This window comes from Boseongicola sp. (assembly GCA_014075275.1).
Lineage (GTDB): Bacteria > Pseudomonadota > Alphaproteobacteria > Rhodobacterales > Rhodobacteraceae.
Genome location: CP046179.1, coordinates 2081123 through 2100476, shown reverse-complemented (window position 1 = coordinate 2100476; position 19354 = coordinate 2081123). Strand labels below are relative to the sequence as shown.

Genomic DNA, 19354 nt, shown 5'->3' with positions numbered 1-19354 from the left:
GATGCAGTCAAAAGAAAAATTAGAACAAAACGTAAACAAATTATCGAATATGAAACCAAATGCAGATAATCCGGTTTTCTTTATGCACATCGCCAAAACCGCTGGTTCGTTCCTGAACGAGCGGTTTGTAGCAGCGTTGGGCGAAAGCCTTACCAGTCTTCACGTCGAGCATTGGTTAAGCGATTTCGGGGGCTTGCAGCGCAAATTGGATGCTGGAATGGCCTTTTTTTCCGGACATGTCATGCTTGGGCGTTGGGATATGATCACTCGGCACCAATCGCGGCAATTTCGGATGGTGACAATAGTTCGCGAACCAGTTGAACATCTGGCTTCGCACATCCTTTGGCTGGATCACTACAACGATCCCGAAAACCGAGTACACTATGACCGCCTGGATGAAGCGCATCGGCGTGTGGTGGACCGCATCGGGGCATTGAATATCTGCGACACCGGGCAATTGGATGCCTATCTAACGTCTCTTAGCGGCATTGAAATGCGGCTTTTCGATAACTGTCAGGCGCGATATTTTCTGACAACAGGTCAACGCGATCACGCTTCGATACGGCCCCTTACATTGGATGATCGGATTGCACTTGGAGTCGCGCTGCGTCGGTTCGACGTTGTTGCGCGGCAAAATCATCTTGAAACTGATTTGCCGCGTATGGGGCAAGTGCTTGGAATTTCCCTGGAGCATCAGGACGTCCGTGTAAACTCCGGCAGATCATTGCGACGCATCAATACGGACGATCCATTTGTCCGTAAAACGCTGGAGAAAAGAACCCTGTTGGATCAGTGGTTGTGGCGCACCGCCAACGCGACTTTGTCCAAGGAGAACGTCCTTGCCTGAAAGTGGTTCGCGTCAATTTCGCCCCGTAACGATTGTTATGGCTGTATTTTCTCCTGACCATGGGCATTTGGAAAAACAAATTGCGTCGTTGGCGGCCCAGGAACACCCTATATCGATGGCGGTCGCTGTCATTGCAGATAAACGGTCTGGCCCACTGGTTTCGTTGTTGTTTGAGAAATACAGACTGCCACTGGACATCGTCGTTCCCGATAGTGCGACTGCCAGTTACAAAAGCTTCGAAACCGGGCTTGAACGCGCGCTTTCGATGTCGCCTGCAGATGCAGTGTTCGCATTGTGCGATCAGGACGATGTCTGGCACCCCGACAAAATTTCACGTTCGGTTAAGTTTCTTCAGGAGACGGGGGCTTCATTGGTGCATAGCGATGCCCGTGTCGTAGATTGCGACGGGGATCTGCGCCGCAAAAGCCTTCATCAGCTGGAGCGGCGAATGGTTGAACCGAACCTTCGTGAATTGTTGTTGCGAAATACGGTCACGGGAATGACTGTGCTGACCACACGAAAAGTGGTGGAAACCTCGCTGCCATTTCCGCCCCAATCGGCGCTTTTTTTTCATCATGACCTGTGGCTGGCTTTGGTTGCGCAGTCATTGAACGGCATTGTTTGCATAACACGCCAACTGGTCGATTACCGCCAACACGGCGGCAATCTCGTCGGAGCCATAGAAAAAGACGCCGCCCGGCCGAAAATCGCCACTACCGCATGGTATCGCCACTGGGCAGGCACCTATGCTGTTGCTGCATATTTGGCAAAGTCGCTTTATATCAGGATGGGCGAAGTTGCGGCATTGGACAGTCGGCTTCCAGACCGCGCGCAATTATCATCTCTGGAGCCCTATTTGACCCGGCGCACGATCGGCGGACGTTTCTTAATGGATGCTGCGGCCATGGTGTTGAAAGGTCGTTTTGATCTGGCCGCACAGTGCGTCTTGTTCGCTGGCATTCAGTCCGGTCGCCTGGCATGGGCAGTGCGATCAACGCTGAGTGATGGTTTGCTGTCGTCGCTTTCTACATTCGACAAGTTGGCATTTTCCATGGCTCCGGGCGCACAGCCGGGATCAGTTCAATTCGAAGACTTCGCCGATGCGGACACCTGGACACCGAAACGGTTTGTGGACAAACGAAAAACGGCATCCTTTCGGGCCAGATTCAAGGAAGGAACCCAGCAGTTTGTTATTCTGGTGCCAACTGTGAACCCGGCTGAAGTTTTTGCGGGCGTCGCAACCGCCATTGATATTGGCGCCGGTTTGGCAAAGCGCGGTCACGACGTGCACTTCGTTGCCACCGATATGCCGATCGCCAGTCGGGAGCGATCGTTGAAATTCGTCTGCCAACGGCAAAGCGGAAATCAGAAACGAGTCGGCAGACGCATCAGATTCTCCTGTGGGGTCACCGAGAGTGCGATCAGTTTCTCGCGGCAAGACAAGTTTCTTGCGACAGCCTGGTGGACAGCTCACATTGCCAAGGATTTGCTAAACGACGGTGGGCTGTCTCAAGCCGGATTTTATTATCTCATCCAGGACTATGAACCGGGCTTTTATCCCTGGGGGACTGAGTATGCAGATGCCCGCGCCAGCTATGATCTGAATTTTACGCCGATATTCAATTCGCGAACGCTCGCAGACTTTTTTCGCACTCAGAGAGTTTGCAATGTGGATCACAACCCGTTGATATTCCACCCGTCTATCGATGTAAGCAAATATCGGCGATTGAAACGCATTCGAAATCTGAAACCCAGAATCGCTGTCTATGGGCGGCCGAAAGTACCACGGAACCTTTTCCCGCTGGCCATCGAAGGGCTGGAGAAATTCTTGTTGGCCGAGGGGATTGACCGGGATGACGTGGAACTTGTCAGCGTTGGGATGGTGCATCCCCATGTGAAATTGGCGAACGGACATACTTTGCGATGCCTGGGTAAAATTCCATGGGACGACTATCCTGGGTTTCTTGCGGGCGTAGATGTTGGGCTGTCGCTGATGTTGTCGCCACATCCCAGCCATCCACCGATTGAAATGGCAGCGGCGGGCGCGCGTGTGATCACGAATTCATTTGCTGGCAAGGATTTGTCCGAACTGACGCCTTCTCTGGTCTCGGTGGAGCCAACACCGAATTCAGTAGCCGAAGCGCTGACCAAGGCGTGGATAGCCGGCCCTGCCGAGGCCGAGCATCGCCAGTTTGATCTGGCTGCTCTGGGGTTGCCGCTTGACAAGGTTGTCGATGAACTTTCGTCCACTCTTGGCACTCATCAACTGCATTACGCAAAGGCGGGTTAACGCTCAAATGCTCGATCAATCTGGAATGTTGAAGCAGGCAAGGATGGGCGCGCGAATTCCGGAGCGCCGCTATGGCGTTGTCGGTATTGCGGTAAATGGCGCTCGCAGTTCCGGTATCACAAAGTTTGTGAGGAGATATGGCATAATCGACCGGCTGGCGGCAATTTTACTGTTGCCTATCATCTTGGTTTTGTTGATCTCCATATATCCGGTCGCACTGATGCTACAGGGTCGTCCGTTTCTTTTTAGGTCAGAAAGGATGATGACTCCTAAGCGGTCTTTTTACTTGTTGAAAATCCGAACCATGCACGCGTGTTCCACTTCCAACTGTGCGGTTGTTGGCGGCGACCAGCTGCACCGAGTCACAAAGTTCGGCCACATCTTGCGTCGTAGCCGGTTGGATGAATTACCACAGATTTTCAATGTTTTATTGGGGCATATCGGTTTCATCGGACCGCGCCCCCCACAACGAAAGTATGTTGAAGCATTTCCGGAGATTTACAGCAAAGTATTACGCGCTCGGCCGGGTATAACGGGATTGGCGACGGTTATTTTTCATCGTCATGAGACGCAAATGCTGCGCCGCTGCCTTTCGGTGGAAGAAACAGATGAAGTTTATCGACGACGTTGCATTCCCATGAAGGCCAAGTTGGACTCCCTCTATCTGGAAAGGCGATCGATTGGCTTGAACATGTTCATATTGGCGAGAACAGGCTGGCATGTATTCCATTCTTTGTGGCCGGATTTACAATTTGGCGGCGGGGTCATGACACATTTAGGACTGCGCGGGAGCCGATCGGGCGGATGATTGATCGGCCCGAAAGACTTCGATTGTGATGGTCAGTGGTTCTGTTGGGACAGGGTCTGGTTACATCTTGTTCCCAAGCAGCCCCTGGGTGTTTGGCGCAGCCGACCTTACGAGATAACGCAAAGGACTAAGTAAACGAGAATGGTTTCGATGAAGCGTTGCCGCCGCACTTTTGCGCGCTTCAACGCAAGATATCTTTTGCGAGAGCCTGTTTTCGGAGCACTCATCAAGGTTTCCATTTGCCTTTGGTTCTGCGCGGTGAAGTCGATTTTCGTTGACTGCATTGCGTTCAGTTGCCGGTCCATCCATGTAGCAAGATCGCCGCGAAGAAGTCCCTTGAAACGGGCTAACTTGGATCGGACTCCAAGGTTTGCCCCAATCACATTTCTATCGTGTTGACGGTATATCAGTTGAGGCTTTGCATCACTTATGATCCGACCGCCAACTCCTGCAATTATCTGATAACACCACCAATCATGGGCAACGATTGCTGCGGCTGCGCTGGAGGCCGGCTGTAGAATATCCAACGCCTTTCGATTGATGACCATGGTGTTGCCGGGAATGACATTCTGCACAAGCGCATTTCCGAAACTCGGCGCGCGTTTAGATCGGGCAGAGCGACGGTGCGGTAATAACCCGCTGTCGGCGATGATTGTACGGCTGCCGTAAATTGCGGCGTCTGGATTTCCCGACAACGTCTGCAGGGCCCTCTGGATTTTGTTGGGGTGCCAGACATCGTCCTGATCGCAAAAGGCCACGAAAGATGATTGTCCCGCAACTCGCAGGAGTGACAGAAAGTTCTGAGCCGATCCCATGCCAGGACCGCGAAGCAGAAGAACCCGGTTCGTTGTCTGCGTTTGGCCGAATTCCCTTACGATTTGGCAGTTGCCATCGACTGAACCATCATCCGACACGATGAGCGACCAGTTTCGATGCGTTTGTCGGGCGATGCTGGCCAATTGGTCGGGCAGGAATCGTGCACCGTTGTAAGTCGCCATGAGGATGGTAACCCTGTTTTTGGAGGATGCGTCGCAGTCGCCAATGGATTTACGCGCCAAGAGCCCGGACAGCTCGCTCATTTGTGGATCAATTCGTCATGAAATCGATCCAGAAGCATAAGACCGAGCAGAAATAGTCCAGTGGACAACCCAAAGACATAGGTAAGACTGACATATTCGGGGTGATATGAGAGAAAGAATGCCTGCCGCATGGCGCCGGTCACATGAAACAGGGGGTTAAGACCAAGATATAATTGGAGATTTTCGGGCACATCCTCAAATAAGAAAATAACCCCGGAGATAATGAACAAAGGCCGCATAACAATGGCCCAGAGCCGTTCCCAAGCCGGGAAAGCGGTGAACAGATAGCAATTCAAAGTGCCAACACCCAACGCCAAAACCGCCACAGACAAAAGAGTTACGCCGATGAAGTCATAGTCGGGCTGCGCTCCGCCACTGTCATAGATGAGCAACCCAAACATGACCAAAGAGAAGACAAGAAACTGGGTCAGGCAGTTCAAAATGACACGAGCAATGATCGCATCCAGATAGGTCACTGCGCCAAAACTCATCAATGACTTCGAGAACCGCAGACTTGTTGCAATCTTTTGGCTGACATCGGCAAAAAATATGTAGGGCAGATAACCTGTCGCGTAAAAAAGCGCGAAGTTGTCGCCCAAGGGCGGTGCTGCAAAGGCCAACGAAAAGGCAAAGGCCAAAAGTGCGATGGCAGCAATTGGTTCGACAATTGCCCAAAGCCATCCACCGGGGCTTTTACCGTAAGTTGTCGCCATTTCGCGCAGTATGAGGGCGCCGATGGCACGGGTCGCGGCCGTACTGTTTCTGGTTGCAGGGCGCAGTGGAGAGGGTGGTGCAATGTTACGGGGAATTTCGGTGTCGGTTTTCATTCTGGCGACACAGATATTCGTCCTTCCTTTACGTCCATTTAATTACCATCGGGAATACTGCGGAAAACCAGCAACCGAGTTCGGGGCGCATGACGGATCTCGCGACGACTCAAATGCCGATCACGGCCACCATCGCACCGCTTCGCCACCGGTTGATCTTAACGTCGTTTCTGATGTTGGTGATCGTGCCGGCGATTGCAGGTGGTCTGTATCTATACTGGCGCGCAGCTGATCAGTTTGCCTCTACCGTTGCTTTTTCTGTAAGGACCGAGGAATTTGCCTCGCCGGTTGAACTTTTTGGCGGTATCGCTGATTTTTCTTCTTCTGGGTCAAGTGATGCGGATGTCCTGTATAGCTTCATCAAGAGCCAGGAAATCGTTAGGGCATTGGATACGCAATTTGGGCTGGCCGATCTTTATGCCAAGGCAGGTAACGACATGGTCTTTGGCTATGATCGAAGCGGATCAATTGAGGATTTGCATGCCTACTGGGACCGGATGGTGCGGGTTAATTATGACCGCGGCACTGGCTTGATTGAAGTGAGAACCCTGGCGTTCTCGCCCGAAGATGCCCGTCGTGTTGCGACTGGAATCTATGCGGAGAGCGTCGCGCTAGTCGAACAGCTTTCCAAGGTTGCACAGGCTGATACGACGGCGTTTGCGCGTGATGAACTGGCCCGGTCAGTTGCAAGGCTGAAATCTGCCCGTGAGCAATTGACGGCCTTCCGCTCGCGCACGCAAATTGTTGATCCAACGGCAGATTTACAGGGTCAGATGGGGCGATTGTCGTCGTTGGAGCAACTCTTGACCACAGCCTTAATCGATGCCGACTTACTGCGCGAAAGCACCCGATCCGCTGACCCACGCTTGAAGCAGGCCGACCGCCGTATTGCAGTTATAGAGGCCCGCATTGCCAATGAAAGGCGAAAGCTCGGAGTTGGTGGTGGTGACGGAAGTGGTGAAGATTATGCAACGCTTCTGGCAGAGTTCGAACGTTTGTCAGTGGATCGCGAGTTTGCCGAACAAACTTATACAGCGGCGCTGGCCGCATTCGATCAAGCCCAGGCCGAAGCGCGTCGCAAAAGCCGCTATTTGGCAGCGCATATCAATCCAACGCTGGCGGAAACTCCGCAATATCCGAAACGCGCAGAGCTTTTGGCGATCTTGTCGTTCTTCCTCCTGGCGATCTGGTCCATCGGAGTGTTGGTATTCTACAGTTTGCGTGACCGCCGATGATCCGCCTGGATAACCTAACCAAGATATATTTCTCGGGTGGCGTAACGAAGACAGTGACGCGCGAAATTACCATCTCGTTTCCCACCAATGGCGCGACTGCACTGATCGGCCGAAATGGGGCCGGCAAATCCAGTTTGCTGAAGATCATCGCCGGAACGATGCGGCCTACATCAGGACGCGTTCGTGTCGCCGGAAGTGTGTCTTGGCCGGTTGGGTTCGCCGGATGCTTCCATGGCGATCTAAGTGGGCTTCAGAACACGCGGTTCGTTGCGCGGGTTTATGGCGTTCGGACGGATCAACTGGTGGAACATGTTAGCCAAACGGCGGAGTTGGGTGCGCATTTTCACATGCCCTTTCGGATGTATTCGTCCGGCATGAAAGCACGCTTGGCGTTTGCTGTATCTATGGGCATAGATTTTGACACTTACCTGATCGACGAAGTGACGAGCGTGGGCGATGCCAGTTTCCGCGAAAAGAGCGAGGCTATGCTGATGTCGCGGCTGCAAAACAAGGCGGCGATTGTGGTGTCTCACAACCTTCCACTGCTGTCGCGGCTTTGCAAAAGCGCATTGGTGTTAGAAAACGGCACGGGCGTTTGGTTCAACGATGTTGACGACGCTATTGCGGCGCATGAAGCCAATTTGGCTCAGTGATCGGGTGTAGTTATCAGTCGTCGGAGTTGCCCACGGGTGCACCACCTTCAAACAGATTTTGTCCAACATAATCAATGGGTTCATCCTGCATTTGGAGGTGCAGACCTTTGCCGGTGTATGGGTTGGCACGCGCCAAGTCTTCGTCAACCTCGATTCCCAGGCCGGGACCATCAGGCGGGATGATGAAGCCGTTTTCAATACGAATGCCATCTTTGATAAGTTGCCGGTGAAACTGAGTTTCGATGGTTTCGGCGATCAGGATGTTGGGAATTGAGGTTGCAAGATGTACGTTGGCAGCCCACTCGACAGGGCCCGCATAAAGATGCGGTGCCATTTGCGCGTTGTAGGCCTCAGCCAGCGCTGCGATTTTGCGCGTTTCCCACAATCCACCAGAGCGACCCAGCGCCGGTTGCAGGATATTCGCGGCACCCGCTTTCAAAACAGCCCCAAACTCGGCCTTAGTTGTCAGACGTTCGCCAGTGGCAACAGGAATAGAGGTGCCTTGGGCGACGGCGGCCATCGATTGAACGTTGTCAGGCGGAACAGGCTCTTCAAACCAAAGGGGCGAATAGGGTTCGATTGCTTTCGCGATGCGCAGGGCACCACCCGTCGAGAATTGCCCGTGGGTGCCAAACAACAGGTCCGCTTTGCGGCCAACCGCCTGGCGAATGCTTTTGCAGAACGCGACCGAGGTTTCGATGTCATTCATCGCCGGTTGGTGGCCACCACGAATTGTATAGGGACCAGCGGGGTCGAATTTCACCGCCGTATACCCGGCTTCCACTAATTCAATTGCGGCCTCTGCGGCCATGTCGGCGTTGCCCCAGAATTCGGGCAGCGGGTGGTGTTTGAGCGGATATAAATAGGTGTAAGCGCGGATGCGTTCGTTCATCCGTCCGCCCATCAAGGCCCAGACCGGGCGATCGCGATCCTTGCCAAGGATGTCCCAACAGGCAATTTCAAGGCCCGAAAATGCCCCCATAACCGTAAGGTCAGGGCGTTGAGTAAAGCCCGATGAAAATGCACGCCGGAACATAAGTTCAATGTTTTCAGGGTTTTCATCCGCCATATGGCGGGCAAACACATCCTGGATCACCGCGGTCATCGCGTCCGGTCCAACCGATGATGCATAGCATTCGCCCCAACCAGTGATACCAGTATCGGTTGTGACTTTCACCAATATCCAGTATCGGCCACCCCAACCGGGGGCTGGTGGCGCCGTGACAATTACGTCCAGATCAGCGAGTTTCATGACAGTCCCATCCAAGTATTGAAGTTGCGCGATGTCCTTGAACACAATCACTATTCGAAACCTGGGTCCAGAGGACACCCATGTTCTGGAGCGCGTGCGAACCGGCACATTTGACAACGAGATCGATCCAGCGCGCGCTTGGGCATTTCTGGCGACCCGTGTGAACGAGATCGTCGTTGCACTGGATATGGGCGAGGTTGTCGGCTTTGCCAGTGGCACAGTGTTGATGCACCCCGACAAACCGACGTCGTTCTTTGTGAACGAGGTTGGTGTGCACAAAGACTATCGCCGCCAGGGTATTGCGACACGTCTGGTCAATCGATTGACGGATCTTGCGCGAGATCGCGGTTGCGAGGGCATTTGGTTGGCGACCGAGCAACACAATGTTGCTGCCAAGGCGCTTTATAAGTCGCTGGAGGCGCGGGAAACGCCCAATATCGTAGTGTACGACTGGGACAGCGGAGACATTTAAGCTATTTGAAAACAATGACATTCCGGCGGGCTTGTCCGGATTTTGTATCCGCAATGGCTTTGTTGATTTCATCCAGCGACCAGCAATTAGATATAAGTTCATCCAGCTTCAGGCGACCTTGAAGGTAAAGATCTGAGAGCCAGGGAATATCGCGCGCTAGCACCGTGTCGCCCATCTTGGATCCAACCAAGCCTTGACCGGCCGAGGCGAAATCGCAGGGAACGTAAGATGAGGTGGCGCCGTCTGCTGGCATGCCCACCATGACAACACGTCCACCAGGGGCCAGATACTTTGGCGCATCGTTGTAAGCCGGGATGGCTCCGACGGTGACAAAAACCGCATCGGCGCCTTTGCCGATTGCTGCTTTGACGCGTTCCCAGGGGGCAGGGTCCGAGGCTAGGATGCCGTCTGTTGCTCCGAAATCCATCGCGTCGTCCAGCTTTTCCGGCGTCAGATCCACAGCAACTATGCGACGTGCCCCCGCAATGCGTGCGCCTTGGATGGCATTCAGCCCAACACCACCCGCGTCGATAACAACCGCATCCTCGCCGGGACGCAGGTTTGCGGCATTGATGACCGCGCCGACACCCGTAGTCACTCCGCAGCTAAGAAGGGATGCTGCTTCGGATGATATTCCATCTGGAATGATCGCAATCTGACTTTGATCCACGACGACTTTTTCGGCGAAGGCTCCGCAGTTCATCGACTGTAAGAGGGGGCTGCCATCGGTTTGACTAAGAGGAGCGGGGCCGCCTGGAGTTTCGCAAGTTGCCTGATGCCCGGTCGTGCAGGGGCGGCAATTCCCACAAGATCGTATCAGGGTAACGATGACCCGATCATTTATGCTGTAGCGTGAAACACTTTCGCCAATTGCTGTGATCCGTCCGGCGGCTTCATGCCCATAAACAGCCGGAAGCGTTCCGCCCCAAATTCCGTCGATGTAGGAGATGTCAGAATGACAAATAGCGACTGCTTTCAACGTTACTTCGACGGATCGACCTTTGGGCGCATCCAGCGAAACGGTTTCGATCGCGAGAGGTTTTCCAAACTCATGGCATACGGCAGCGCGAATTGTTTGCATGATGTGCTGTCTCCGGTGTTGTTAGTAAAAACCTGTGTTTGGTTGTTTGGCAGTTCTTGTCAGAATGCGACCAGTAAAGGCGGATATAGCTGACTTGTCGTCTGTTGCATCCCGACATTGCAGATTTTCGATGATTGGTTGTTGTCCTAAGACTGATTGTCCGCCAATTCACTGGCGGCCTTGGCAAATGCACGCGCCTCGGCAGGTGCCTGACCAAGTTGTGCTGCGGCACTAAAGATTGCTGAATGGTCGAGTTCCGGGTGCTGTTCGGCGGTAAGATCAGACAACTGTCGATTCTGATGTTTTGAAAGCGAAATCAAATCTTTGACCGCATTTTGCGCGTCGGATCGTGGTATGTGTTGGGCTAGCGCAAAAGTCAGGGCTTCGGCAAACGCCGTGCCAAAAGTGTCAGCAATATTTGATGTCATTTTTTTCGCACTGGGCTGCATATCCGAACAAACGGCCAGACTTGTTTTCAGGGATCGGGCGGCGATGCAAATCATCTGTGGCAGTGTCAGCCACTCGACAAGCCACGCGCCAGCGTCGCGTTGCGCACTGTGCACGAGACTGTTTTGCATTGCGTTGTTCAGACCAGCATTCACGGTTGAAAGCGCGACCATGACGGATGGTCCGACGGGATTGGATTTCTGTGGCATGGTCGAGGACGCACCGCCGGAGGTGATTTTGATTTCTTCAATGCCGGTGCCGTTGAGTAATACTAAATCCTGCCCAGTTTTTCCAAGCGATCCGGTCAAACCGGTCAACCATGCGGCCAGAACCGCCTGGCAATCGCGCGCGCTGTGGCGACTGCCATCTGGATCACCCAATCCCAACGCCCTGGCGAGCGCCGCCCGCGTTTCAATGGCTTTTGGCATTGCCGATAGTGTTCCGGCTGCGCCTGCCAGACTGACAAACTGACAATCGGGCTTTACGGCGTTCAGCCGCGCGCAATGACGTAGCAACGGCTTTCCCCAGGACGCCAGCACTGCGCCAAATGATGTCGGAACAGCGGCCTGACCATAGGTTCGAGCCAACATTGCCAGTTCCGCGTGCTGTTCTGCTTGATTGCCTAATACCTGGATGAGTGACCGTAGCCGGTCGTCCAATATGCTCAATGCCTGACGAACACGAAGGGCCAGGGCGGTGTCAATTATGTCCTGACTCGTCGCGCCCCAATGCACGTATTGAGCGTGCTCAGGTGCATTCATTTCCTTGCGAAAAGCTGCGATTAAAGCAGGAACTGGAACGCAGTTTTCGCCGGTTGCCGTTGCCAGGGACGATGGGTCAATTTGAATTTCCATCGACGCCCGATGGATTGCCGCTGCACTTTCATTGGGTATTACACCCAGCTCGCCTTGAACCTTGGCCAACGCGCCCTCGACCAACATCATCGCGCGTATTTCGGCTGTGTCGGTAAACATTTGTCCAACGTCGACGTCACCGAAAAGGTCACGATACAGGGCAGAGTCCAGTGGAGTGGTCGGCATGTCAGAAGTGCCCAATATCTTTCAGGAAACCGACCAAAGTTTCGACGTATTCATCTGGTTTTTCGATGCAAGGCAGATGCCCTGCGCCACGGACGAGTTTGAAGTTCGCGCCCTTAATCAGCGCTGCTGTTTCCCGCACCAAGTCAGGCGGCGTTGCGCCGTCTTCGCTTCCTGCAATGGCTAGTGTCGGCAGGGTCAGATTGGCGGTCGTCGTGTAGAAATCAGTGTTTGAGATGGCGGCACAACAACCGATGTAACCTGCGGCTGGCTGCCGGGTCAGCATATTGCGCCACCCTTGAAGCTCAGTCTTTGTGCGAAAGCCAGACGAGAACCATCGTTGCATGATGGCATCTGCCATGACCTCTAGCCCGTCTTCCTGAACCGCCGCGATCCGATCTTCCCAGGTGTCCTTGGTTCCAATCTTGGCAGCCGTGTTGGACAGGACGAGCGCACGGATTTGATCAAGACGTTTGATCGCCAGACCTTGAGCAATCATTCCGCCAATGGAAAGTCCGACAAATACAGCGTCGCGCACATGCAGATGATCGAGCAGGGCTTCGGCATCGGAAATAAGTGCGCCCATGGAGTACGGCGCTGGCGGACATTCCGACAATCCGTGCCCACGTTTGTCATAACGGATCAGGCGCAGGCCTTCGGGCATGCGGTCGACTACTTTGTCCCACATGCGCAGATCGGTGCCCAGCGAGTTGGCAAAAACAACCGGAGCGCCCCGAAGGTCACCATCATCGCGGTAGTGCACTTTTAAGCCATCGAGGTCTGCAATGAGCATATTTGCCTCCGTCAACCGAACTTTGTCAGCGCCATTTGAAACGTCGTCGCATCGACGTTTCCGCCCGACGCGACAGCGATAACGTCGTTGTCATCATCTCTGTGATAAAGCGCCGCCGCAAGAGCAACAGCACCTCCCGGCTCCAACACGATCTTTAACCGTGTGAATGCCACCACCATCGCGCGTAAGGCGTCATCGTCGCTCACAACGACTCCGGGGCCGCAGTTTGAAGCCATGATTGGAAAAGTAATCTTGCCCGGAGAACTGGTCACGATGGCATCGCAAATGGACCCGCTCGGGCGCGCGTTTGACAGAATTTCACCGGCTTCAAGACTGCGAACAGCATCGTCGAAACCTTCGGGTTCGACCGGCCGGGCGCGCAGTTCCGGCGCTGTATCTGATAATGCAACGGAGATACCGGACGTTAAGCCGCCCCCGCCGCAACACACCAAAACGTCTGCGCGTTCGACCCCAAATCGAGACGCCTGACGAGCAATCTCAAGCCCAGTCGTGCCTTGACCCGCTATCACCCGCTTGTCGTCGAAGGGCCTGATCAGATGCAAGCCACGAGACGCTGCTAGTGCATCTCCGATCTCGTCACGGTCTTCTGTATCGCGATCATAGAGTACAACTTCTGCACCTAACGCTTTGGTATTATTGATTTTCAATGCCGGAGCGTCTTGGGGCATAATAATAACTGCCGTTGTACCCATCTCTCTGGCGGCTAGAGCAACGCCCTGCGCGTGGTTGCCCGACGAAAAAGCAATGACCCCTTGAGAGCGTTCAGCGTCACTAAGGGATGCCACCGCATTTCGTGCGCCACGGTATTTGAACGATCCTGTCTTTTGCAGGCACTCGGCCTTAACAAACATTCGTCGCCCGGCTTCTGCGTCCAGGAGCGGCGCGTTTAGCAAAGGGGTTTCCACTGCATTCCCGCGCAGCCGCTCTGCGGCCATGTAAATATCATCGATCATGTCATACTTTCCAACCAAGCTTTCAACACAACAAGGGATTCTGGTTCGTCCAAATAGGGTACGTGGGCTCTGTCTGGGACTAGTGCGAATATCATATCCGGGCGGTGCTTAGCCATTTTCAGCGCAGTTTCTTGACTTAGAAGATCCGAATGTTCGCCGCGAACTAAAGCCAGTGGCAAGCCATCCAGCGCCTTGAAAAGTGGCCATAAATCGGGGATTGGTCCGGAATTGGCCGCAAGAACAGCGTCGCGAAGAGCCGGATCATAGTTTATTTCAAGCCCGTCTTTAGTTTGTCGGTAAAACCGCTGCATGTCCTCCAACCATCGCCCATGGGGCAGGTTCCGAACCATGGGAAAACTGGCGCTGCGCACCATCGCGGCGTCTTCGAACGTCTTCTCAACCGGGTTTTTGCCAATGTAATCCACAATTGCATCCAGGCCGGTGGGAGACAGTTCGGGGCCTATGTCGTTCAGAAATACTCCCGACAGACGTTTCTTGGCCATCGCAGCAAGTGCCATGGCAATCAATCCGCCGCGAGATGTTCCAAGTATTGCGACCTTGTCGAGACCCAGGTGATCCAGCAATGCAATTGCGTCGGCAGCTTCGTTCGGGATTGTATAGGTTTCCGCACCGGTCCATTCAGATTTTCCACGTCCCCGGTAATCAAGCCTGATCATCCGGCAATCTTGCAAATGGGGCGCGACATAGTCGAAATCCCGACCGCTTCTCGTCAGGCCAGCAAGCGCCAGCACGGGCAGACCCTCGCCAGCATCTTCAAAGTACAACTGAGCGCCGCCAGGCGCTTCAAATGTTGGCATTGCTGGTGCCCGTGTGATTACTAAAGATCGAAATGTGAGACATGCTGCAGTTTCCTTACCGATCAAAGTTGCCATGCCTTTTCGAAAGGGGAAAGACCTTAACGTATGAAATGCTTGGCTTTACAGCCAGTTGGATACATGGTCGGCATTGCTGAGGTGTGCATCAGATTTCACCTGGTCAAAAACAAGTAGAGAAAGAGCAGATATGCCAAACGCGAATTCGGGCGATACCGTGCGCATACATTATACCGGGACGTTGTCTGACGGTTCGGTATTCGACAGTTCGCGCGAGCGTGACCCATTGGAGTTTAAACTAGGCAGCGGCCAGGTCATCGTCGGCTTCGACGACGCGGTTGCCGGCATGGAAATTGGCGACAGAAAGTCGGTAGAGATCCCAAGCGAACGAGCTTATGGAGAACTCAATCCCAATGCTCGTCAGAACTTTCCACGCGATAAGTTCCCAGATGATTTGTCATTGGATATTGGCACCCGATTGCAATTGCAGTCAGCAGACGGTCGCCCGGTCATGGTGACAATCGCCGAAGTAAATGAAGATCATGTGGTGCTGGACGGAAACCACCCACTGGCGGGTAAGGATTTGACCTTCGATATCGAGTTGGTCGAAATTGTAGGAGATTGACCACCCTGGAGGAATGGATTGCCAGCTCTTGATTTCATTTGTTTTCCTGTCACCAGGACAGCAAGCTGATGCAGGCATCAACCGCCAGAAATCTGACGTTATATCCGTGGTTTAAGTTGTTTCAGAACTTGTTGTTCTGGCAGGCGATCTGGTTCCTGTTTTTCCAGCAGACCCTGTCGGCAGCGGACGCAATATTGCTCTATGCAGTGTATGATTTGTCTACAACGGCGCTTGAGGTGCCATCCGGTTTCATGTCGGACCGGTTGGGTCGCAAGATTACCTTGGTAGCCAGCGCCATAATGGCATTTGTGGGAACGCTATTCTTCGTTTTTGGCGCGTCATTTCCTTCCTTCGTTCTTGGGCAGATCCTGTTGGGGGCAAGTTCAGCTTTCGTGTCGGGAACCGACAGTTCAATTTTGTATGAATCCCTGGCGGCAGAAGAACGTAGCAGCGAGGTCGAGGCGCATGAGTTGCGGGCCTGGCGATTTAACTTTTCCGGTCTGGCAATTTCGGCAGTAACTGGCGGCGTATTCGCGCTCTGGTCGTTCGTCTTGCCATTTGCCGTCAGCGCCGTTGCTATGGCCATTGCAATATTAGTTGCGTTTCAGTTTGCAGAGCCACCACGAGCAATCAGGGACGGCGGCCTCAAAAAGGGCATTACAATACTTGCCTCGCTCCGAGCGGCGTTTGTGCAGCCGGTTTTGGTCTGGCTCTTCATCTTGAGTGTATTGATGTACACATTCAGCCACATACCGTTTGTCTTCGGACAGCCTTTCATTCTTGAGGCTATGGACAGGTTTGGACTAGCCGCCGAAGCGCCATTGTTCAGCGGCGTAGTCACTTCGATAATGATGGTTGTTTCGGTTGCCGTTTCCTTGATCGCACCACGGCTTAGAACCTTGCTGGGTTTGCCATTGTTGTTGTTGATTGCATTTGGTCTTCAAATCGCAATTGCCGCAGTTTTGGCGATGACGAACGCCACGGCTGCAATTGCGATCCTGTTTTTGCGGATGGTGCCGAGTTCATTGTCTGGCCCATTCATACTGGCACGTATTCAACCCCTACTGCGGAACGAAACCCGCGCCTCATATCTTTCATTCCAGAGTCTGTGCGGGCGGTTGGCTTTTGCTTCAAGTCTTTGGGTAGCATCATCGACGGCATCCGAAATTGGCAATTTGGTTCACGCAGACATTAGCCGGATATTAGGATGGTATGTTGTCGCGGGGTTGATCTGTCTTTTGGCATTGTCGGTCGGACTGATGTTTGCGACCATTGAACAGAAGGGGACAGGGGAAATCCCAAAGCAATGACCGACAATGAAGATGAAACCGCGCCAAGCGCCGAGGTCACTCTGTTGCTCGGGCCGCAAACACGTCTTGCGCTTTGCCTGAACGATCTTGTACGGCGTCGCCGCAAGGAATTTTCCGCTCATGGTTTTTCCGGATTTCAGAACCGCCTTGCGTCGCGGACTTTGCGCGCCGCAGCGGCCGACGCAAGCACACCGTTAGAAGTCAAAAGAAACCAGTTGGCTGGCGCTTTCGGGTTTTCAGCCAACTCAAAGACTGTCCTTTCAGCGATCAACTTGTTGGGCACACCTTCTTCCGTCGTGCAGAATGGCATGCTTTATCCCGGATCTGACGTAAAACTCGCTCAGGTGGCGCCACTTTTTGAAGATGTCCGGTTGCGTTTGGTGTTGTCCATCGAACCGCTGGACGAGCTGTTGTATTTCCTTCCGGCAGATGCATGGAGTTCGCGTGTTTCGCAGACACCCTGGGAAGTTCTGTACGAACTCAGCTGGGCGGATCTGATCTCTGATATACAAGACGCCTTTCCAGACCGGGAAATTCTGGTGATGTCGCCTGAAGCAGCGGTATTGGGCACCAACGAGGTCTTACACACGCTTTTCCCCGACATGGATTTGAAAGACGAAGTGCCAGGGTTGCGCTTGCCCTATCTGACGGAGCGGGGGCAGGAGGTTTTGAGGAATGATTTGGCGACGGCTGAAGCGATTGACGCGGTATTCGAGGCGCACAGATTGCGGCCGACCTCGTTGGAACTAAAGACAAAAACTAATATTGATGATTTAACGTCAACCTTGCTCAGACAGCGATTTCTCGATGATCTGGCGGGGATCGAGAAGCTGTCTAACGTTACGTTGATTTAGGCGGAACGCTTTCGGCCAAGACCGCACTACTTATGGGTCCAGCTCACTCCGGCAGGCGGGTTTGTTGTGCCATTGTACTCCACCGGTGTGCTGGAATAGTTGAAGGCAAAGATTTGATTTTCTGTTTCCCGCAGGCGCAATCCGGTTGGGAGTCCAACGGTCTCCAAATCAACTGTTTTTGCCGCCGAGGCCACAACTCGGTCCCAGCCGGGGCGATCTGGCCAACCGGCCAGATACCAATATGTGCCGCAGTCGATAAGCGCAGGATCGCCATTGTCTGTTGACAGAATTGCGTTGGCATTCGTCTCGACGTGTTCCTGCCAGTGATGAATATGCCCGCCGCCCAGTAGATGTTCCTTGGTGCCCGGCGGGAGACTTTCTACAAACGCAATGGTCAAGTCGCTGTTGGGCATGGCAGGAGGAAGTGGAACAGGTATGGCACCGTCGACTGTCTTGGCCCCTGATCTTGGCCCAATAACGACTGCGCCTTCGTGATTGGACAGCCGCTCTTTCAATGCGTCATCCATGATTGCCAATCCCGGTACAAAGACCATTTTGTATCCGTCTAGCGGGGCGTCGGTTGGAAGAATGTCAATAGACAAGCCCTGACGGCGCAGCGCGCGATAGGTATCGAGCATCAAGCGGGAGTAACCGAAGTCCGCGCCTTGCGGTTGGATGTCAAATACCCAGTCCGCTTCGTAATCAAATAGCAGGGCAACGGGCGCTTTCGCGGCTTTGACCGGACCGAAATCCTGGATTTCTTGCGCGACTTTTGCGGCATCCCGCAAAGCCGGTGCGGGCGCGCTGTCTGGGCGCAAAAGACCTGCGTGGTTTTGCTCTTGGGCGAATGGGGCCTGACGCCAACGGAAGTAACACACCGTTTCAGCTCCGTGGGCAAAAGCCTCCCATGCCCAGAGACGGGGCATACCCGGAAGGGGAGCGGGATTCCACGGTGCCCAGTTTACCGGCCCAGGTTGTTGTTCCATGACCCACCAGCGCCCGCGTCCAACGGCACGATATAGGTCATGGTGAAACGCCTGATTGTCGGGGTCGCCTTGCCTTAGATATGCGGCCTTGTCAGAATCGTCCGCTTCAAGTCGATCTGACAAGAAGCCAAGGGGGTAGCTGTCCCAACTGGCGATATCCAGATCGGCACCGATGTTAAAATGATCGAATGACGTTTCGCGCCCCATGTAGTTGTGGATCAGAGGCGTGTCGGTGCGTTGATGCAGCACATCTACCTGAACCTTGTTGAAGGCAATAACCTGATCGGAAGAGTATCGGCGAAAATCCAATGAATGCGAAGGGTTCGGCTCGGTCGTTGTTTGATTTGGCAAGTCGATTTCGCTAAATTCGCCATATTTCATCGACCAAAAGACGTTTCCCCAGGCGCGGTTTAAAGCCTCTGGGCTTTGATACTTTTGCTGCAGCCAGCTGCGAAAGCCTGTCTCGGCGGATGGCGAATAACTGAGTGTGGTGTCGTGACAGCCATATTCGTTGTCGATTTGCCAGGCCTGAACATGCGGGTTCCTGCCGTAACGATCGCCAAGAATTGTGACGATGCGTTTGCATTCCTGGCGGTATCCTTCGTGGCTAAAGCAATAGTGTCGGCGAGAACCAAATTTTGCGGATGACCCATCTGCACGGATTTGCAACATGTCGGGGTGACGGTCAATCATCCAACGCGGTGGTGTGGCTGTAGGAATGCCCATTACAACTTTTAGTCCCGCGGCACCCAATGTCTCGACGGCGCGATCCAGCCACTCCAGTTCCAACTTGCCGGGCGAGGGCTCCATGCGAGACCATGCAAATTCGCCAATTCTTACCCAAGTCAGGCCGGTTTCAGCCATGCGCCGCGCATCTTCCGCCCAATCTTCTTCCGGCCAATGTTCAGGATAGTAGCAAACGCCAAGTGTCGGTGTCATAAGAGTACCCAA

At 53.7% G+C, this 19354-nt stretch carries 18 protein-coding genes; 9 read left to right on the top strand and 9 right to left on the bottom strand.

All coding sequences use genetic code 11. From position 1 onward, the window contains the following. Window positions 1-49: 49 nt before the first annotated feature. Genes GKR98_10520 through GKR98_10510 form a run of 3 tightly spaced genes read left to right on the top strand, consistent with a single transcriptional unit; the run spans window position 50 to window position 3945 of the window. Window positions 50-847 (top strand): hypothetical protein, encoded by a 798-nt coding sequence (locus tag GKR98_10520; protein ID QMU58589.1) that lies wholly within the window; start codon window positions 50-52, stop codon window positions 845-847. After that, window positions 840-3137, top strand: a complete 2298-nt coding sequence (locus GKR98_10515) for a glycosyl transferase family 1 (GenBank protein ID QMU58588.1) — start codon at window positions 840-842, stop codon at window positions 3135-3137. The genes GKR98_10520 and GKR98_10515 overlap by 8 nt, the downstream gene beginning before the upstream one ends. A 43-nt stretch (window positions 3138-3180) precedes the next feature. After that, complete coding sequence (locus GKR98_10510) at window positions 3181-3945, top strand: sugar transferase (protein ID QMU60057.1); 765 nt, start codon at window positions 3181-3183, stop codon at window positions 3943-3945. A gap of 107 nt (window positions 3946-4052) precedes the next feature. Here the strand turns inward: GKR98_10510 and GKR98_10505 are convergent, their stop codons facing one another. Together GKR98_10505 and GKR98_10500 are read right to left on the bottom strand one after the other, a co-directional pair. Beyond that, complete coding sequence (locus GKR98_10505) at window positions 4053-5024, bottom strand: glycosyltransferase (protein QMU58587.1); 972 nt, start codon at window positions 5022-5024, stop codon at window positions 4053-4055. Continuing rightward, window positions 5021-5851 carry a sugar ABC transporter permease gene (locus GKR98_10500; protein QMU58586.1) on the bottom strand — a complete coding sequence of 277 codons (831 nt, stop codon included), beginning with the start codon at window positions 5849-5851 and terminating at the stop codon, window positions 5021-5023. The genes GKR98_10505 and GKR98_10500 overlap by 4 nt, the downstream gene beginning before the upstream one ends. 113 nt (window positions 5852-5964) lie before the next feature. On the opposite strand from GKR98_10500, the gene GKR98_10495 reads away from it, so the two are divergent. Next, complete coding sequence (locus GKR98_10495) at window positions 5965-7086, top strand: sugar transporter (GenBank protein QMU60056.1); 1122 nt, start codon at window positions 5965-5967, stop codon at window positions 7084-7086. Beyond that, window positions 7083-7739: an ATP-binding cassette domain-containing protein gene (locus GKR98_10490; protein QMU58585.1), complete on the top strand. Its 657-nt coding sequence runs from the start codon at window positions 7083-7085 to the stop codon at window positions 7737-7739. The genes GKR98_10495 and GKR98_10490 overlap by 4 nt, the downstream gene beginning before the upstream one ends. A gap of 13 nt (window positions 7740-7752) precedes the next feature. On the opposite strand, the gene GKR98_10485 is transcribed toward GKR98_10490, so the two are convergent. Next, window positions 7753-8991 (bottom strand): mandelate racemase/muconate lactonizing enzyme family protein, encoded by a 1239-nt coding sequence (locus GKR98_10485; GenBank protein ID QMU58584.1) that lies wholly within the window; start codon window positions 8989-8991, stop codon window positions 7753-7755. Window positions 8992-9022: 31 nt separating this feature from the next. Here GKR98_10485 and GKR98_10480 point away from each other — a divergent pair, with 31 nt between their 5' ends. Further along, window positions 9023-9463 carry a GNAT family N-acetyltransferase gene (locus GKR98_10480; GenBank protein QMU58583.1) on the top strand — a complete coding sequence of 147 codons (441 nt, stop codon included), beginning with the start codon at window positions 9023-9025 and terminating at the stop codon, window positions 9461-9463. A gap of 1 nt (window position 9464) precedes the next feature. On the opposite strand, the gene GKR98_10475 is transcribed toward GKR98_10480, so the two are convergent. From GKR98_10475 to GKR98_10455, 5 genes are all read right to left on the bottom strand, one after another. After that, window positions 9465-10544, bottom strand: coding sequence for a zinc-binding dehydrogenase (locus GKR98_10475; GenBank protein QMU58582.1), 1080 nt, complete (start codon window positions 10542-10544; stop codon window positions 9465-9467). A gap of 146 nt (window positions 10545-10690) precedes the next feature. Continuing rightward, entirely contained in the window at window positions 10691-12031 is a 1341-nt protein-coding gene (locus GKR98_10470; protein QMU58581.1) for an adenylosuccinate lyase family protein, read from the bottom strand. Window position 12032: 1 nt separating this feature from the next. Continuing rightward, window positions 12033-12821, bottom strand: coding sequence for a 3-oxoadipate enol-lactonase (pcaD, locus tag GKR98_10465; protein ID QMU58580.1), 789 nt, complete (start codon window positions 12819-12821; stop codon window positions 12033-12035). A gap of 11 nt (window positions 12822-12832) precedes the next feature. Continuing rightward, window positions 12833-13795 (bottom strand): pyridoxal-phosphate dependent enzyme, encoded by a 963-nt coding sequence (locus GKR98_10460; GenBank protein QMU58579.1) that lies wholly within the window; start codon window positions 13793-13795, stop codon window positions 12833-12835. Further along, a complete protein-coding gene (locus GKR98_10455; protein QMU58578.1) occupies window positions 13792-14613 on the bottom strand; it encodes an alpha/beta fold hydrolase in 822 nt (273 codons plus the stop codon). Before GKR98_10455 ends, GKR98_10460 begins: the two co-directional genes overlap by 4 nt. 205 nt (window positions 14614-14818) lie before the next feature. Here GKR98_10455 and GKR98_10450 point away from each other — a divergent pair, with 205 nt between their 5' ends. The 3 genes from GKR98_10450 (at window position 14819) to GKR98_10440 (ending at window position 17417) form a co-directional block, all read left to right on the top strand. Next, on the top strand, window positions 14819-15253 hold the full coding sequence (locus GKR98_10450) for a peptidylprolyl isomerase (GenBank protein QMU58577.1): 435 nt from the start codon (window positions 14819-14821) through the stop codon (window positions 15251-15253). Between the two features lie 68 nt (window positions 15254-15321). After that, on the top strand, window positions 15322-16563 hold the full coding sequence (locus GKR98_10445) for an MFS transporter (GenBank protein QMU58576.1): 1242 nt from the start codon (window positions 15322-15324) through the stop codon (window positions 16561-16563). Beyond that, entirely contained in the window at window positions 16560-17417 is an 858-nt protein-coding gene (locus tag GKR98_10440) for a hypothetical protein (GenBank protein ID QMU58575.1), read from the top strand. The genes GKR98_10445 and GKR98_10440 overlap by 4 nt, the downstream gene beginning before the upstream one ends. Window positions 17418-17443: 26 nt before the next feature. Here the strand turns inward: GKR98_10440 and GKR98_10435 are convergent, their stop codons facing one another. Continuing rightward, window positions 17444-19342, bottom strand: coding sequence for a beta-galactosidase (locus GKR98_10435; protein QMU58574.1), 1899 nt, complete (start codon window positions 19340-19342; stop codon window positions 17444-17446). Between the last annotated feature and the right edge of the window lie 12 nt (window positions 19343-19354).

Coding starts and splice junctions, on each gene's coding strand:
- GKR98_10520 (QMU58589.1), top strand. CDS start 50: ATGAAACCAAATGCAGATAATCCGGTTTTCTTTATGCACATCGCCAAA.
- GKR98_10510 (QMU60057.1), top strand. CDS start 3,181: ATGGGCGCGCGAATTCCGGAGCGCCGCTATGGCGTTGTCGGTATTGCG.
- GKR98_10505 (QMU58587.1), bottom strand. CDS start 5,024: ATGAGCGAGCTGTCCGGGCTCTTGGCGCGTAAATCCATTGGCGACTGC.
- GKR98_10500 (QMU58586.1), bottom strand. CDS start 5,851: ATGAAAACCGACACCGAAATTCCCCGTAACATTGCACCACCCTCTCCA.
- GKR98_10495 (QMU60056.1), top strand. CDS start 5,965: ATGCCGATCACGGCCACCATCGCACCGCTTCGCCACCGGTTGATCTTA.
- GKR98_10490 (QMU58585.1), top strand. CDS start 7,083: ATGATCCGCCTGGATAACCTAACCAAGATATATTTCTCGGGTGGCGTA.
- GKR98_10485 (QMU58584.1), bottom strand. CDS start 8,991: ATGAAACTCGCTGATCTGGACGTAATTGTCACGGCGCCACCAGCCCCC.
- GKR98_10480 (QMU58583.1), top strand. CDS start 9,023: ATGTCCTTGAACACAATCACTATTCGAAACCTGGGTCCAGAGGACACC.
- GKR98_10475 (QMU58582.1), bottom strand. CDS start 10,544: ATGCAAACAATTCGCGCTGCCGTATGCCATGAGTTTGGAAAACCTCTC.
- GKR98_10470 (QMU58581.1), bottom strand. CDS start 12,031: ATGCCGACCACTCCACTGGACTCTGCCCTGTATCGTGACCTTTTCGGT.
- pcaD (QMU58580.1), bottom strand. CDS start 12,821: ATGCTCATTGCAGACCTCGATGGCTTAAAAGTGCACTACCGCGATGAT.
- GKR98_10460 (QMU58579.1), bottom strand. CDS start 13,795: ATGATCGATGATATTTACATGGCCGCAGAGCGGCTGCGCGGGAATGCA.
- GKR98_10455 (QMU58578.1), bottom strand. CDS start 14,613: ATGCCAACATTTGAAGCGCCTGGCGGCGCTCAGTTGTACTTTGAAGAT.
- GKR98_10450 (QMU58577.1), top strand. CDS start 14,819: ATGCCAAACGCGAATTCGGGCGATACCGTGCGCATACATTATACCGGG.
- GKR98_10445 (QMU58576.1), top strand. CDS start 15,322: ATGCAGGCATCAACCGCCAGAAATCTGACGTTATATCCGTGGTTTAAG.
- GKR98_10440 (QMU58575.1), top strand. CDS start 16,560: ATGACCGACAATGAAGATGAAACCGCGCCAAGCGCCGAGGTCACTCTG.
- GKR98_10435 (QMU58574.1), bottom strand. CDS start 19,342: ATGACACCGACACTTGGCGTTTGCTACTATCCTGAACATTGGCCGGAA.